Here is a 14,685-nt window from a genome sequence, read left to right as displayed (position 1 = left end):
TTAGAATGAATCGAAGTCTTTTTGACCTGCTTTTCTAACTTTTTCTTTATCTGGATTCTCTAACTCAGCGAATTCAGCAATGTAATCAAAGCAATCACCTACGGTCATTTCTTCTAAGTCACCATGTGTTAAATTTGCTTTATAACAAAGAGCAAGAAACAATTCAGTGGTAAATTCTTCATCACTGAATGTCCCTTGCTCTCCATTGTTTTTCTTTATTTTTTTTTTGCTCCCATAGTGACCTGAACTAATTCCATAACTTCAGGCATAATTTCTTCAATTGGGAATTCTTCAAATCCATCTAGCCATGTCATAGGATCAGGAATATTTGGATCAGCCGTTTTAGCATATAACCAAGTTAGGTCATAAATAAGTTCAAAATCTACATTACTTAAATCAACATTAGACATATCAAGAGGTTGTTGTGAGCCATCTGGTGAAGTTAATGTACTAATTGCCCCTAAACCCATCAAATCTGCAAATAAATTACGTCTGAATTGTGCTTTATATCGTTTAACTGTTGCTGCTGTAGCTTTTAATCTAACTTGTTTTCCATCTATTGTAATTGTCTTTTCCATTCACTTACGCCCCTTTTGCTAATGCAGGTACTTTTGTATACACTTTTTTGTACCAATTATCATAGATTTCTTGTTTTGATTTTGTTGTAGTTTTCGTTTTAACCATACGTTTTCCATTAATATCAATAGGGCTTGATACAAATTTAAGCTCATTTGTATTTGGCTCCGCTGAATTAGTTTTCGTTTTAGATGCAATCGTTGGACGACTTGCTGAACAGTTAAACATAACATGTCGAGTCGCTCGTACATCGCCATCAAATTCAAACAATAAAGCAAATGGTTTTCCTTTTGCGTCAGCTAATTCATTTAATACACCGTCTTCTGCGTCTAATTCCTCTCCTAATGCATCAACTGCAAATTGCTCTGGAATAGTCGCAATAGATAACGTCCCATCATAACCTTGGTTATTACTTGCTGCGTAGTAAAGCATGTCATCTGCATAGAACTCAATTAAATCCCCTCGTGGATCAAATGTTAATTCAACCGCACCTGGTAATCGTATCGGTGTACTAAATGTAACTACACCATCTTTAATGTCATAGAGTGCATAGTGGACATTTTTCAGACCGAAAGCTACTTTATTTTCATTCATTTATATCAACCTCGTTTCATATATTTTTTGATACATTTTTTCAGATTCAATAAATGTCCCATACGAGTCATAAGGTATCTCATGATCGTCCAGGACCTTTTCAAGTTTTGCTTCTGTGACTACATCTTTTTTAGTTGTATAAAGCTCTATATTTAAATCATTTATTTTGTGATACACCTTGTTATCAGCCATTAAATTTGCTGATCCATCCACAAGGAAACATATATATGGTGGCGCTGGAACTGGGTTACCTGGTGTTGCTGTGAAATGCGAATAAGCCACAGGATATCCTGTAGCTTCAAGAATTTTTATTAATTCACCTAATGTCATTATTCAAGCGCCCTTTCAATCCGTCTTGGTAATTCATTAATTACATACTCTTCAACTGGACGAATATGCACTTGAGCCGGAACACGTCCACCGCCAACTTTCGCATGTCCCTTTTCTAAAAGATGTGTTAATTTTCCTTGAGTATTATGAATAACAACACCATTATCTTCTTTTTTCTTACGCCACCCTTTACGGTAAGCACCTGTTTTTTTAGGACTATTTTGCTTTAATTTATTCACAGCAACATCAGCAACTTCTTCCTGCGCTGTCAGTAATTCTTCTTCCACAACATTTGCATATCTTTGCAATTCTCTAGCAAGTTCGCTCGCAAAATCATTCATATTAAACATGCTCCTTTGCGATAATAGTCAATGTTTGATACAATTCATCATCATTCATTGGCGGTTCGATAATGTCAAAGATACGATCCTTCATTTTAATTCGCATTAATTCTGTAATTCCTGTTGTATAGGGAATTACAAACCGATAAATTCGTGTAGACTGTGAAGCCGAAGCTTCAATGTACTCTGAACCTTTTACCGTTTTTATCATTGCCCATGCTTTTTTTACTTCTTGCCAATTACCTGTTTCAACTTCTTGATTCAAATCATCTTTTATTACTTCAGGTTGCTCAATGATAATTCGATTTCTACAATCACCTGTATTCAGTGGTTTTTTGTACTGAAAAGGACGCATATTAATCACCGTCCAATTTAATTTCTTCTAACGCTTTATCAACACCTAAACTATTAATCTGACTTAAAAAATTCTTGTCAAAATACTCTAAGGCATCGTTATAGGCATAACGAGAGCGTTCAAAGACTAATTCCTTGAACTCCTCGTTATTATTTAAACCATAATCGCCACAAACTCTTAATAAAGCCTTATTGGACGTAGAAAGGATACGCTTTAGGTTATCGTCTTCCTCATCTCCTAAGTGCATCCTATCTTTAAATTCCTGTAATATTTCATTTGAAATTACTGTTTCCATTTACATCATTCCTTATTTAGTTGCTGGTGGAGTTGGTGGTGTAAATGAAATTTCTAAATCGTAAACAAGAGCCGCTTTATTATCTTTCGGTTTCCCATTAGCAAATTGTTTAATTGTATAAAGAGTAGCATCTTCGAAAGCTAATGTTTGATCAAATTCTTTTAGCTTGTATCCACCTGCGATTGCAGCAATATATTGTCCTTTTACAAAGAATAATGCTTTACCAACAGGAACTTCCTCACACTCTACAGGTTTAATGTTATAAGGCAATGCCATTACCCATTGACCTGTTGCGGTCTGGATTGTATTACGTGCTTGTACGCCAATCGCATCAATCGGGTTAACTACCATTACAATTTTATTTAATACTTTTCTGGATTTCCCTTTCGCATCAACAGATAAAGCTTTTACTACTTCATAAAGTTCGCCTGCTACAATTTCCCCTTTATCAGACGGAGCAAATGTTAATTTGCCAGAAGATTTTTTATCAGTAACAGCGCCTGTTTCTGGATTTACATCTTTCATTAAACCAACTGGTTGATGTGCTACAGATCCGCCACCATTAATAAAACCAAATTCTAGACCAACAGAATATGTTTCTACTAAAACAGTTCGAACATAGCGTTCAATCCATTCCGGCCCAAGTTCCTTCATATCATTCGGAATAGCTGCGAATGCAGTTAATTTAAGTTGACCAATTTTTTCTTGTTTGAAGATAGCATCAATTTGTCCACGGATTTCCCCGAATAATTCGCCCCATACATACGCCTTCGTTGCATCAGAGTAAATAAACTTCGTAACTGCTCCTAAGTCTTGCAAACCAATTTCAGCTAATAAGGGATGTTCTGTAACTAAATCTTCAAACACACGCTCTTGCGTCGTTACAGGAAGGATTGAGCCATCTGTAAATCCACCTTCTTTAACAACTGCATTAAAGAATGTTGTTTCTGATGAAGTTAAAACATTTTGACCACGTTGCTGTAAAATGGAACGATCAAGCATATCGTTATTTACTTGTTCACGAACTGTATTTGCTACATCTGTTTGTAGTGCATCAAAGAAACCTTCAAACGCTGACGTCTGTTCTTGTTCTGTGCTTTCCGCGTTAGTTAAAGTATCCGTCAATTTTGCTTTTGCCTTATTAAATGCTTCAGATTTATTAAATTTAATAACCATTATGTGTTTCCTCCGTTTTTTATAATTTTAAAAGGAGCCCTTTAATCCCACTGTTTTTTACAGGTTTAGGATTCGGCTCCTTTGGTTGTTCTTCTATATTGTTTTGTAAATCATTCAGGATTTCATTTTTCAATCCTGATAATGCTGCATTTAAATCTTCTTTTGTAATTCCTTGGCCTTTGTTCATGGTTCCATTTCTAAAGCCATCGATTACTTTCTGCGGAAGCATGGCAGTAGTAGCCGTTGAAGCCGTCATTTTAACTGGATTCTCCATAAACATGATTTCATCCGCGAAATTGTTTTCTAATGCTTGTTGCGGACCCATCCAAGTTTCTTCAGCCATCATGTTAAGTAGTTCTTCCTCAGATTTACCACTTTTAATGACATAGGCATTTACAATTGCTCGATCTGTTATTTTTAACATCTCGGCTGCCTTTTCCATGTCACGATGATCTCCACCATGCCACTTAGCAGCGTTGTGAATCATGATTTTTGCTGTTGGAGAAATTCGAACTTTATCACCAGCCATCGCAATTACAGAAGCTGCACTTGCTGCCAAACCAACAATTTGAACTTCTACATGACCAGGATAATTTTTTAATGCTGTGTAAATTTCCGAACCCTCATCTACATAACCGCCAGGACTATTGATTGATACAATTAAATCCTCACTATTTGCATTATCCAGTTGTTTTGTAATCTTACCTGGGCTTGTCGCATCCATTTCAAACCAATCATAAATCCAAGCTTCATCATTCGAAATGATTGGCCCTTTAACGTCAATTTTCACCGTCATTTGTATTCTCACCTCCTTCAGATTCAGTTAGTTTCGTATAGTTTTTCGTAATATGATGTGTATTTAAGTTAGGATCATCAGAAACTTCATATCCTACTTCTAATCGAATCTCATTCCCTGTAAATGCACTTGAAGAAATGAGTTTATCGATGCTTGTCGCAAGATCAAATATGCTTTGATAAGAAACAGCTTTAACTTCAATTTTTTGTCCTGAAAGATACTCTTCTTCTTCAAAAAATTTAACGTTTGCTTCATCAGAAAGCTTTTTTAATAGAGGTTTCACTGTGAAAAGCATATAATTTTTCGTTTGCTTCTCCACATCAGCCATTTCGCCATATATCAAAGCAGTTGGAATACCAAAAGCCATTGCTACTTGATTTAAGAAGCCATTTGTTACTTTATTAATTTCCTCCACACTCTGCCCAGAACTCGCTCCACCTGACGTTTCAGCATACTTAAAACCTGGTTGTTGTGGAATGATAGCGACATCTTTTTCTCCAATCGCTTTGTACATGTTATCAATAAACTCTTGCAGTTTTGATTGGTGTTCTTTGCTCTTTGCAGCGAGCATGTCCATATCAACTGTTCCGCGAATTTGATTCTTACGTTTTTGAGAACTTAATATTCTACCGAATAAATCACCATAATCAGTAAACAAACCATCGATAAGAGGTGATAACTTATCATTCCTGTATCTTAAATGAATAACTTCACTTTGTTTAAAACTTCTCTTAAACTGATAATCTTTTACAGTGACATTTGTAAAAGTATCTTCAAACACAGCATATTCATTATGTTCAAAGTCATCAGCAATAAGTAAATCACCATCATCCGCTTGTATAATCAAAGCTTCATTATCATAAATAAGTTTGTAAATGAAACTCTCCCAAAAGGTACTTGCTGTCATATTCTTATTCGGTCTGACATTTAATCGATAGTAAAGCTCATCCTTTTCAAATTCTTCACCATTTTTCACTCTAAATTCTGACTGACTAATTGTTCTCCCTAAAAAGGATATACAGGTATCAATCGCCAGTCGCTTCATGTGTACTCTATTGGCTTTCTCAATAAACATTTCCACATCAAACATAAATCCTACTTCACTATTTCTTTTAAATACTGCATCTAGCCATCCAATGATTATCACCCCCTTTATTAGAATTTAATACCATCTAACATAAAGTCGAATTCATCCACAAGAATGTTATCCGCTTGCCATAGCGCATGAATAAAAGCTTGAAATCCATCTGTTTTACGCTTAAATTCATCTTTTTTCAGATACTCTTTGTTGCCGTCTTTTTTGATGTGGACGTAGACGTTGTTAGTGTACCAACGCATCAATGGATTATCTCCAAAAATAATGCGATTGTTTGCAAACAACGTTTCAACTCTTGGTGCTAAAAGAGAATGTATTGCCTTTGGATTACGGATATACAACAATATAAATCCTTCAGCTTCAAGTGCCGTTTTGACAAGATCAAGGCGGAATGTATCGGCTACAATCGTATTAACACCGTATAACTCACGCATTTTTACAAACCAATCTACAATGTGAGAGATATTAATAACTGGTTCATCCACAATAGTTAGTAAGCCATTTTCAGCCCATTCATATATAGGTGCTTTTAATTTCACCTTGTCCAAAAATCCTTTACGTACAAATGAATGACCTTTCCATATATAATCTTCACCATGTTTAAAGAGTAGACCAACCGCAGCAAAGTCTTTAATGCTGGCGAAGTCGAGTCCGCCTACAGCTACTTTATGTTTTAAATCTGGAACCTCTCTGAGCGTTTCCCCATCTTCTTCAAAACCAGTACGCATGATTTCTTCCCATGAAGCTACAGACTTTGTTAAATCTGTTTCAGGATAATTCATACGTTTTGTTATGAATTCTTCACGGTTTGAAGGATTATTTTCTAATTGTTTATATTGAGTTAATACCTTTTTAAATAATTGTTTAGCATAAGAACTTCTCGGCTCGCTAAACATCGGATTCGCTTTTTCCCATACATCAGGATTATCAATTTCTTCTGGATTATCTATCTTGCAAATGAAAGGGAATAATGGATCTTCTAAATCTTTCCCCTTTAGAATATTCATCGCCCGCTCTTTTGTTTTGTCCAGGAATCCATCGCGGACAAAGCCATCTGTACCAATAAAAAATTCTCTAGCATTTGGCACTTTTCCAAGTCCACTAGAGAATACATTTACTACATCAAAGTTTTCATATCGATGTATTTCATCGTAAATAACACAACCGTCACGAAGTCCATCCTTAGAACCAGCATTAGATGTATGATATTGAATAATGCTTTGCGTATCGTTACTCAGTATCTCTACCTTGGTTCGATAAAACATATCTTCTAGTATTTCTTTTCCTTTAATAGCATCATAGACTTCACGAAAAGAAACTTTGGCCTGTTTCTCGTTGTTCGCCACAATTGAAACATTGTATCGATCTATTCCGTGCAGCGGACTAATAAAGAAATGGCATAATGATGAAATTAAACCGTTTTTACCACCACCACGAGCCATCATAATTAAAAATTGCTCGTAAAAAACAGAATCATCTTCTTTATAGAAAAGAAAAACGAATGCTGTTAGGAACTTTTGAAATGCTTGCAATTCAAAGTACCATTTCTCAGTGAATTTTATATAGTCATCATGCATTTCATTATCGAAATACAAATCATCGCGTATTAAAATGTATTTCTCCAGGTACTCAATTAGCATTATGCGCTCTTTATTCAGCTTAATTTTCCCTGCGCGATACATCTCAATATATTCAGTGACATAATTATTTTGAATCATGTTAAATCTTTAACTGAGCGCACAGGTTTTGAAGGAACTTTCTTTTCTTCTGCCGATGCTTCTAATCCAAGTGCATCTAAAATCTTTATCATTCGATCATTTGTTTTATGTAAATCATTAATAGAAGGATTGGATTTCGGACCATGCATGCCAGATACTTTTATTCCTGTTTCTTCAATATCATCAACAAGAACACACTTTAAATCCCACAACGATAAATAGTCTTGAATTAAGTCAGTATAATGATTACCTACAATCTTTTTTTCTTTTAATTGATTTGTTAGATCCTTTTCAATCCTTTTTCTCATTGTTTCACGCTTCACTCTAGCCACAATATCCCTCCCTTCTGATTTACATCGTTTTCCAATTTGATATAACGCGCGAATTTGGTTCTAAATTTGAAAAATCGACCCCCTCCTCCGGTGCCCCTTAGAGCATTTTTTGCTGAAATATTTTAAGGGGGGGGATTGTTTCTGATTCATTTTTACCACTTTTCATCATGTTCCCATTTATTTTGTTTCTTTTTAAATGTTCTTCCGTGTTCTTTGTTGTGGCAATCCACACATACTGTTTCTAGATTATCTGTTTCTAATGCAAGTTCTGGATGATGTTCTAGTTCTTTTATATGATGGACGACGAGTTGAATCTTCTTACGCTTTGCACTCTCACTGTACTCATTCGTATCAGTTTGAACGCGACCGTTTCGCTTACACTCTTGACATTCATAGTTGTCGCGCTTCTTTACTTGTTCACGTAACTGTTTCCATTCACCACTATCATAGAATTTACGCTTCTGTTGTTTGGATTTGTATTCCTTCATCATTTTCCACCAATCGTTTCTCTTCTAATAAATCATCAAGCAGTTTATTGATTATACTTGCTGTAGCTTCTTTCTTTTCTTTTAGTGTCGTATTATTGCGTAATTCATTTAGCACTTCAATTAATGTTGGCAATTTTTCTAGACTCACGCAATTCTGCATCCCTATTAACGATATGCAGCATTGTGTCAAAGGTAATATTCTTCTCAAGTTTAACTAGTCTTCCATTTATCCTCACTCCTTTTCTCTTCAAAATAAACAGCACCCAAATGGATACTGTTTATTTTGAATCATGCAATTTTTTTGGAATCAATTTAAGAGTAAACGCACGAAGTACACATATGACCTTAAAAAATTAATAACAACTATATCATTCATAAACTATTCTCCTAAAGTAAAGATATAGCAGAAGGAAATCCCACATTTTTAAATTCCTATTATATTAATATTAAAATTAAAGGTGAAAATATTTTTTTGTCGAATTATAACATATTTAGGAGAACCTTCTTTTAGGAGGTGATTAATAAACCTCAATAATTATTGTACCATCCGTTTTTATCATTATATTGCCAACACAATAAGACTTATTGTGAATTTGTAACACAGTTCCAACAGCTACAACACCATCTTCACGACAAATACTTTGAATTGGATGTTCTCCTAAAAAAGTTGTATTACTAAAAACTTGAGGACACATGTTCTCACCACCTTATGAAAGGAAGATATTATGAACGAAAAGCAACTAGATACATTAGAAAAAATATTACTTTTTTATCCTTACTTGAAAAAGAATACAGTTTCAGAACAATTTAATGAATGTAATAAATTCCCTAACTTCAACTCAACATATGTTAGTATACGAAAAGAAAATAAAGATGATTCAACAGCTGATATTATAGCTAAGACATTGGTTCACGGAATAAAAGAGAAAATTATTGACGAATTAGATTTAGATGATCTCCTCTTTGCGCTTTTAGAAGATTCACTTTTAAATTCTTATTTATTTAAGCTTAATACAAGTGCATTTAATTTAGATGATGTTAATTTTTCCAAACAACTTTTAAAATCTTGGGGTATACCACAGCAACATAAAATTCTAAGTAACATCAATAATCTATCTGTTGATAAAGATTTTGTTATTTGTGGATATAGAGAGTTGAATGATGGAAAGTTAGACACTCTTCGAATTCTTCTATTAGACTCAAAGATAGTTAGTACGAAATTCAAAAACGGTGATTCTAAACAAATTATTTTCCCAACTATTGTAGACATTGATTTTAGAAGAGAATTACTACACATTCGTTTAAGAGATGTAGATAATATAGTAAGTGAGTCCTCCGAACTTAGTACAATGTCCGGACGAGTTGAAAATACCTTGAATTTTTTAGATCATTTTAAGCCAGCAATTAATTATTCAAGAGTTGAAAGCTTCCGAAACAATCTCTTTTCTTTAGAAGAAGCACTATTAAGTAACAAAAGAAAAAAAGCATATGAAAAATTAGAAATACTTGATACAGAAATTGAGAAATTCACAAATATAGTTTGCGAAGAATTTACTCCACCCGATAACACGGATATATCTCCTAAAGATTATATTTCAAATGGCGTGTTATCAATTATCGCAACAACTCTGGATGTTAGTGATTTAGGTGATGTAGTAGGGATAAGATTTCGAAATGCAAAAAGTGATAGAGATTTAAACTATGCTGAGATAAAAATCACTGACAATGGTGATAAATGTATATCTTCTAACAATCTTTATTGGCTAAACCTACCTGTCCTCTTAAACAGAAGGGCAATTGAATATTTAAAAATTATAAAAAGATTAGAGTCTGGAACAGCTATAGTGAACTTAGAATTTTCTCTTAATACCGCAAATATAAGAATTTTGCATAAAAACAAGTCAGAAGAAATTGAAAATAAACAACCAACTCAAGAAAAATATGACGATTTTATCAACTTTATCATGCCCTTTATTAAATAATACCTATTCGTAGGATTATAAAAAAAAGTACAACCTCTTATAAAATAAAGGGGTTGTACTTTTTTATTTTTGATAAATGTACTAATTATAGAACAAAATTGTTTTCCACCACTTCTCACAATACAAATATAACATGATAATTCCAAAACAACCGGCATATTTACTGCCAAAAAGCGGTCACGGCTCTGCCACTATTTTTTTAATTTATTGTTGCCCTAATTCTATTAAATAATTTCTCTTTTAAATCCTCTTCTGTTTCCCAAACGATATGACTATATTGTCTTGTATCAAAGTGGACTTTATCTAAATGATCATGCCTACATGTCCATATTACGGGTTTACCTAAACCCATCGCATATCCTGCTTCAAAATAAACCCCACCTCTTTGTCCTGTGAAGTCCGCTATTACAAACTTACTTCTTTGAATCTTCGCGATAATTTCATCACATATTTTATTATTATGATCTACCTTATCGATTCGAATAGGATTATATCCAGCCTCTTTTATCGCTACCACAATTGCTTCCTCATAAGCATTTTCAACTTCTGTATCAAACCACATCGCTACAAATGCGTCTTCATTATTTTTAATAGTGTTTCTCTCTAATTCAGCAACTCTATTCCACCCTTTAACTGTAAGTTTCAAAGAAGTAGGCAGTCCAGCTACAGAGCCAGTAATATAGCCATCGTCTTTTAACTGCTGCATTAGAAATTCCACCTCCCCTAAATTTTCACTTTGTACAAAAAATAAAGTTGAATCTGAAATCCCTATATAAATTTCATGTCCTGGATACTCAGAAAGTTTCGCAAGATTAACTAAAGACTGATCAATTCTATCAGATACTTTGTTAGGAAATGCACTCAATAATTCATCTAAAGAGACCATTGGATATCTTTCTTGTAGCCCCTCTTTACTATTACCTTCAACAAATATGCATATCTCCATCCTATTGTTCATACTTCTTTTTCTTAATACAGAGGCTAATTTTATATATTTACTTTTATCCACATTTAACTTCAACTCTGTTCTTATTGGCAGCATAACAAGACCACAGCTTGGGCAATCTATTTCTTTACCTCTGTCTGTAGGATAAATCATTGCATTTTTATTTGAACATATTGGACATTCCTTATTCATTTCTCTTTCACCACTTTCATTATAATAATTAAATATTACCATATCACTGATTAAGTTACCCATATCTTATATTGTGTGTAACTGAACCCTTCTCTGAATCGTTTGGTATCATTGATTTCGTTTCACTTTCTCTTTTGAGTTACACAGTACGAAAATTATGAGTAACTGTATAGGGATACCATCAGCATTTTGCAAAACAACCTACGCTATGCGGAAAAATAAAATAAGCTGTCCACCTGGACAGCTTACTTAAATAATTATCGTTATTGGAAGTCGTTTTAAAATTCTACATGTTTACTTTTTTCTTGTTCTTACGAATAAACCACAACACCACAGTTAAAAATAATAAAAAAATCAGTAAAAAGAGCGGTATTTTTTGAATAAAGAAAAATCCTTTCCAAAAATCTAACCTAGTACTATCAGGAGAATCTGTTGCCATCCCACCTATAAAAAAAGACAACGGAATAGTAATTATATTTATCCCTAAACCGAGCATTACGAATGATAGATTTTTACTCCAGATTTTTGGTAATGCAGCCATAATAAATAAAACTAATGCGGTACCAATTATAAGAAACAGTGATCCAAAATAAAACCCAAAATAAAATACAATATCCACAATAAATTCCATAATACCCCTCCAAGACTTTAATTATACCATCAATAAGGGAAATTTTGGTTGAATATGATATTCATAGAAAGTTAACATAACGCAATATTATCGGTATCACTGAAAAGAGAAAACCGTACGCTCACCAAGGAACCTTCTTTTTTTGTTCTATGGATCTATGCATTTTATATATATTCCTATCCTAACACGTTTTTAGGGTTCTTGTTTGTTACTGGAACTGTATAAAACCTTACATACTCTTAGCGTAGTTTTTTCAAAAATGCTGCAATAACTCTAGATTTAAAAAGAGATAAGCAATTATTAAATTTTAAACCTAGTCATTGCTTTATCCATTGCATCTTGGTTTACTCCTATATAACGTAACGTGACCTTCTCTGACGAATGATTGAATATCTCCATAAGTAATGCTATGTTTTTTGTTTGCATGTACATATGATAACCGTACGTCTTTCTAAGCGTATGTGTACCTATTTCATCTAATCCAAACTCTGCTGCTGCTCCACTTAATATCTTATATGCCATGCTACGGCCAATTGGACGATTCTTACCTTGTCTACTTTGTAATAAATACTCTTTATCTTCTCTTTCTTCAATAAACCATTTAAGTTCTCTTTTCAGTGCTGCAGTAATTTGTATTCGTTTCTGTTTCCCTGTTTTCTTTTCTCTCATAGATATATGATTGCCTTTGACATCTCCTACCTTCAATTTCAAAATATCAGATATTCTAAGACCTGTATTAATGCCCATAATGAAGAGAATGTAATTACGTAAGCTCTTTTCCTTAAAATAATCTTTTAACTGCTGTATTTGCTCCGGATCACGTATCGGTTGAACAAAATTCATTATTCATTACCTCCCGTTTCTTCTGTCTCGTAAACTTCTAATCCAAGTGCAAAAGCAAGTTTATAAAATGCTTTAGACTTCCAACGTCGATAAGTACGCTCTGACATTCCTATTTCGTTATAAACCATGTAATCACATACGTCCTCTTCTTCTAAATAACGTTTAAAAATAATATCTCTTTGAATGCTTCCAGCACGTCCGTTTCCTAATCGATTTAGAAACTGATCAACACGTACTGACATTCTTTCTAGCCACTCTTCTCGTTTACTTTGTTGGATATTTGCTATAGCAACACCTTCTAATGGCTTACCAACAGTATGTGTAGGACCGTGCTCACGTATTTCATAAGAAGGAGTGACTTTCATTTCTTTACGCATAACCCCAAATTGTCTATGTATACGTACGCTTTCCAACAAACCTTCTAATTCCTCTTGTGTCGCTGTTCTATCAATTTTTGGTAAGAAAGATAATTGTTTAGTCATGTAAGACCACTCCTTTTTATTTTTTAATCACTTTTGTCTTAATGCTCCACGTCTACGTTCATAACGCGGGCCATGAATTCCCATTAAACCTTCAATGTCACGAGTGCTTAACTTCTCTTTTCGTTTTTTCTTAGTATTCTTTTTTGTATGATTCAATTGCTTTTTCCACTCACGTAATTGGTCCTTTAGTACCTTCATATTCCCCCATCTCCCTTTTCAAAATAAAAAGGACACCGATTCCTAAAACAGCTTTAATTGCTGCTTTAATGAATTGGTGTCCTCTAGTTTTCTAGCGGGACTGTATTCTGTTTGCTTTCACTTTAAAATAATTATTTGTTAGCTGTTCTATTAATTCACTCTATTCATCGCTTCCTTCCAATTCCTCACTCTCTTCACGAATTTGTCCAATTAATGAAATTACAGAACCAACTGCTTGAACCCAACTTCCTATTATATCTATTAGTTTCCCTTCTTCATTTTCATTAGTTTTTTTATTTACCTGAGTGTCTATATCTTTCTCCACATCATTTACATTACCTTCTATATTAGACCGGTTTTCATTCCTGATACTTTTTAATTCTTCAATACCTCCTATTGCCTGTAATGAATTCCCAATTGATTGTAATAAGTTTCCTATAATATTTAAGGATTCATCTTTATCGGATGTATCCTCAAATTCATCTGCTAATGCTGTAAGTCCACCCAAAGCCTGTGTCCAATTCCCAGCAATCACTAATTTAATTTGTGTTTCTTCTTTAAACTCAATAATCAATCCGGATATTACAGTAACATTACCGATTGATTGGATTTCATTACCGATTTGTTCAAGCGACACTTCTCCTTGACCATCAGCCTCTAAAGCATTTCCAACAGCCTGCAATACGTTTCCATAAACATTTAAATCCTTCCTTACATTACTGCTTATAAACTCAAAAGGCGTACTTCCAATAGCGGAAGTAATAGTTCCTATTGCTGCTATCCATGCACCAAATATCTCTTTAAATTGATTTTCCATTAAAAACATATCCCAGCATTAAGTAATTAATATAATCCTATTCAATTCCCCATCTCACTGTTAATAATTTTAAATTTCTCTTTACTTTCTCACTTTATAATAACGTCTTATAAAAGTATTTTTAGGAATTATGCGAATTTGTTAAACATACTTCTATATTGATTTTATACATATTACTGAATCAACCTCATAAACCAACTACATCTTTAAATTTATTAAAATACGTAAGAATCATTATCCACTCCACACAATGTTAAATGTTCAAATAACTCATACTGATCAGCGAAACAATCTAAACATTTTGGACAGATATACATTTGTATCACCACTTTCTTATAAAATAAACCTTTCATTAAGTTCTATTCCCATATAACTCTTCCAATTCTGTTTATACTCTAAATGTAACTTTCAGTTACATACCGCTCATATTAAAAGGATTATTTTGTTCAGTTCTAACTTTACTCCCAATTTACAAATGTAATTATCTCACAAAAAAT

Annotated in this window: 21 protein-coding genes; 1 reads left to right on the top strand and 20 read right to left on the bottom strand. The window is 33.6% G+C overall.

What is annotated here, in order from left to right:
- Positions 1 to 215: 215 nt before the first annotated feature.
- From M1D73_RS13015 to M1D73_RS12950, 14 genes are all read right to left on the bottom strand, one after another.
- Positions 216 to 578, bottom strand: coding sequence for a hypothetical protein (locus M1D73_RS13015; protein WP_086401730.1), 363 nt, complete (start codon positions 576 to 578; stop codon positions 216 to 218).
- 4 nt (positions 579 to 582) lie between these two features.
- A complete protein-coding gene (locus M1D73_RS13010; RefSeq protein WP_086401729.1) occupies positions 583 to 1,170 on the bottom strand; it encodes a major tail protein in 588 nt (195 codons plus the stop codon).
- Complete coding sequence (locus M1D73_RS13005) at positions 1,171 to 1,500, bottom strand: hypothetical protein (RefSeq protein WP_166572199.1); 330 nt, start codon at positions 1,498 to 1,500, stop codon at positions 1,171 to 1,173.
- Positions 1,500 to 1,841: an HK97 gp10 family phage protein gene (locus M1D73_RS13000; RefSeq protein ID WP_349917172.1), complete on the bottom strand. Its 342-nt coding sequence runs from the start codon at positions 1,839 to 1,841 to the stop codon at positions 1,500 to 1,502. Before M1D73_RS13000 ends, M1D73_RS13005 begins: the two co-directional genes overlap by 1 nt.
- A gap of 1 nt (position 1,842) precedes the next feature.
- Positions 1,843 to 2,196 (bottom strand): phage head closure protein, encoded by a 354-nt coding sequence (locus M1D73_RS12995; RefSeq protein WP_061457257.1) that lies wholly within the window; start codon positions 2,194 to 2,196, stop codon positions 1,843 to 1,845.
- 1 nt (position 2,197) lies between these two features.
- A complete protein-coding gene (locus M1D73_RS12990; protein ID WP_481158031.1) occupies positions 2,198 to 2,491 on the bottom strand; it encodes a hypothetical protein in 294 nt (97 codons plus the stop codon).
- Positions 2,492 to 2,503: 12 nt separating this feature from the next.
- Complete coding sequence (locus tag M1D73_RS12985) at positions 2,504 to 3,667, bottom strand: phage major capsid family protein (RefSeq protein ID WP_098213917.1); 1,164 nt, start codon at positions 3,665 to 3,667, stop codon at positions 2,504 to 2,506.
- 19 nt (positions 3,668 to 3,686) lie between these two features.
- Positions 3,687 to 4,463 (bottom strand): head maturation protease, ClpP-related, encoded by a 777-nt coding sequence (locus M1D73_RS12980; RefSeq protein WP_086400965.1) that lies wholly within the window; start codon positions 4,461 to 4,463, stop codon positions 3,687 to 3,689.
- Entirely contained in the window at positions 4,447 to 5,610 is a 1,164-nt protein-coding gene (locus M1D73_RS12975) for a phage portal protein (protein WP_414635040.1), read from the bottom strand. The genes M1D73_RS12980 and M1D73_RS12975 overlap by 17 nt, the downstream gene beginning before the upstream one ends.
- A gap of 8 nt (positions 5,611 to 5,618) precedes the next feature.
- Complete coding sequence (locus tag M1D73_RS12970) at positions 5,619 to 7,277, bottom strand: terminase TerL endonuclease subunit (RefSeq protein ID WP_349917168.1); 1,659 nt, start codon at positions 7,275 to 7,277, stop codon at positions 5,619 to 5,621.
- Positions 7,274 to 7,609, bottom strand: coding sequence for a P27 family phage terminase small subunit (locus M1D73_RS12965; protein WP_000124848.1), 336 nt, complete (start codon positions 7,607 to 7,609; stop codon positions 7,274 to 7,276). The genes M1D73_RS12970 and M1D73_RS12965 overlap by 4 nt, the downstream gene beginning before the upstream one ends.
- A gap of 152 nt (positions 7,610 to 7,761) precedes the next feature.
- Entirely contained in the window at positions 7,762 to 8,097 is a 336-nt protein-coding gene (locus tag M1D73_RS12960) for an HNH endonuclease (protein ID WP_349917166.1), read from the bottom strand.
- Complete coding sequence (locus tag M1D73_RS12955) at positions 8,063 to 8,245, bottom strand: hypothetical protein (protein WP_349917164.1); 183 nt, start codon at positions 8,243 to 8,245, stop codon at positions 8,063 to 8,065. Before M1D73_RS12955 ends, M1D73_RS12960 begins: the two co-directional genes overlap by 35 nt.
- A 370-nt stretch (positions 8,246 to 8,615) precedes the next feature.
- Positions 8,616 to 8,792, bottom strand: a complete 177-nt coding sequence (locus M1D73_RS12950; protein ID WP_167320414.1) for a hypothetical protein — start codon at positions 8,790 to 8,792, stop codon at positions 8,616 to 8,618.
- A 30-nt stretch (positions 8,793 to 8,822) separates the two neighbouring features.
- On the opposite strand from M1D73_RS12950, the gene M1D73_RS12945 reads away from it, so the two are divergent.
- A complete protein-coding gene (locus tag M1D73_RS12945) occupies positions 8,823 to 10,079 on the top strand; it encodes a hypothetical protein (RefSeq protein WP_349917161.1) in 1,257 nt (418 codons plus the stop codon).
- 199 nt (positions 10,080 to 10,278) lie between these two features.
- Here the strand turns inward: M1D73_RS12945 and M1D73_RS12940 are convergent, their stop codons facing one another.
- The 6 genes from M1D73_RS12940 to M1D73_RS12915 all read right to left on the bottom strand — a co-directional run bounded on the left by M1D73_RS12940 (position 10,279) and on the right by M1D73_RS12915 (position 14,188).
- Positions 10,279 to 11,217, bottom strand: coding sequence for a hypothetical protein (locus M1D73_RS12940; RefSeq protein WP_349917159.1), 939 nt, complete (start codon positions 11,215 to 11,217; stop codon positions 10,279 to 10,281).
- A gap of 286 nt (positions 11,218 to 11,503) precedes the next feature.
- A complete protein-coding gene (locus M1D73_RS12935; protein WP_078386093.1) occupies positions 11,504 to 11,848 on the bottom strand; it encodes a hypothetical protein in 345 nt (114 codons plus the stop codon).
- A gap of 300 nt (positions 11,849 to 12,148) precedes the next feature.
- Positions 12,149 to 12,691 carry a site-specific integrase gene (locus M1D73_RS12930; RefSeq protein ID WP_440046367.1) on the bottom strand — a complete coding sequence of 181 codons (543 nt, stop codon included), beginning with the start codon at positions 12,689 to 12,691 and terminating at the stop codon, positions 12,149 to 12,151.
- A complete protein-coding gene (locus M1D73_RS12925) occupies positions 12,691 to 13,173 on the bottom strand; it encodes an ArpU family phage packaging/lysis transcriptional regulator (RefSeq protein WP_440046368.1) in 483 nt (160 codons plus the stop codon). Before M1D73_RS12925 ends, M1D73_RS12930 begins: the two co-directional genes overlap by 1 nt.
- Before the next feature lie 27 nt (positions 13,174 to 13,200).
- On the bottom strand, positions 13,201 to 13,371 hold the full coding sequence (locus M1D73_RS12920) for a hypothetical protein (RefSeq protein ID WP_440046369.1): 171 nt from the start codon (positions 13,369 to 13,371) through the stop codon (positions 13,201 to 13,203).
- A gap of 160 nt (positions 13,372 to 13,531) precedes the next feature.
- The gene (locus M1D73_RS12915) at positions 13,532 to 14,188 is read right to left on the bottom strand and encodes a DUF6944 family repetitive protein (RefSeq protein ID WP_440046371.1); all 657 of its coding nucleotides are present in this window, start codon (positions 14,186 to 14,188) and stop codon (positions 13,532 to 13,534) included.
- Positions 14,189 to 14,685: the final 497 nt, after the last annotated feature.

The sequence above is a fragment of the Bacillus sp. PK3-067 genome, from assembly GCF_056738645.1.
Note: the sequence above shows the minus strand (reverse complement) of the source record. Positions and strands in the feature narration are given on the sequence as shown.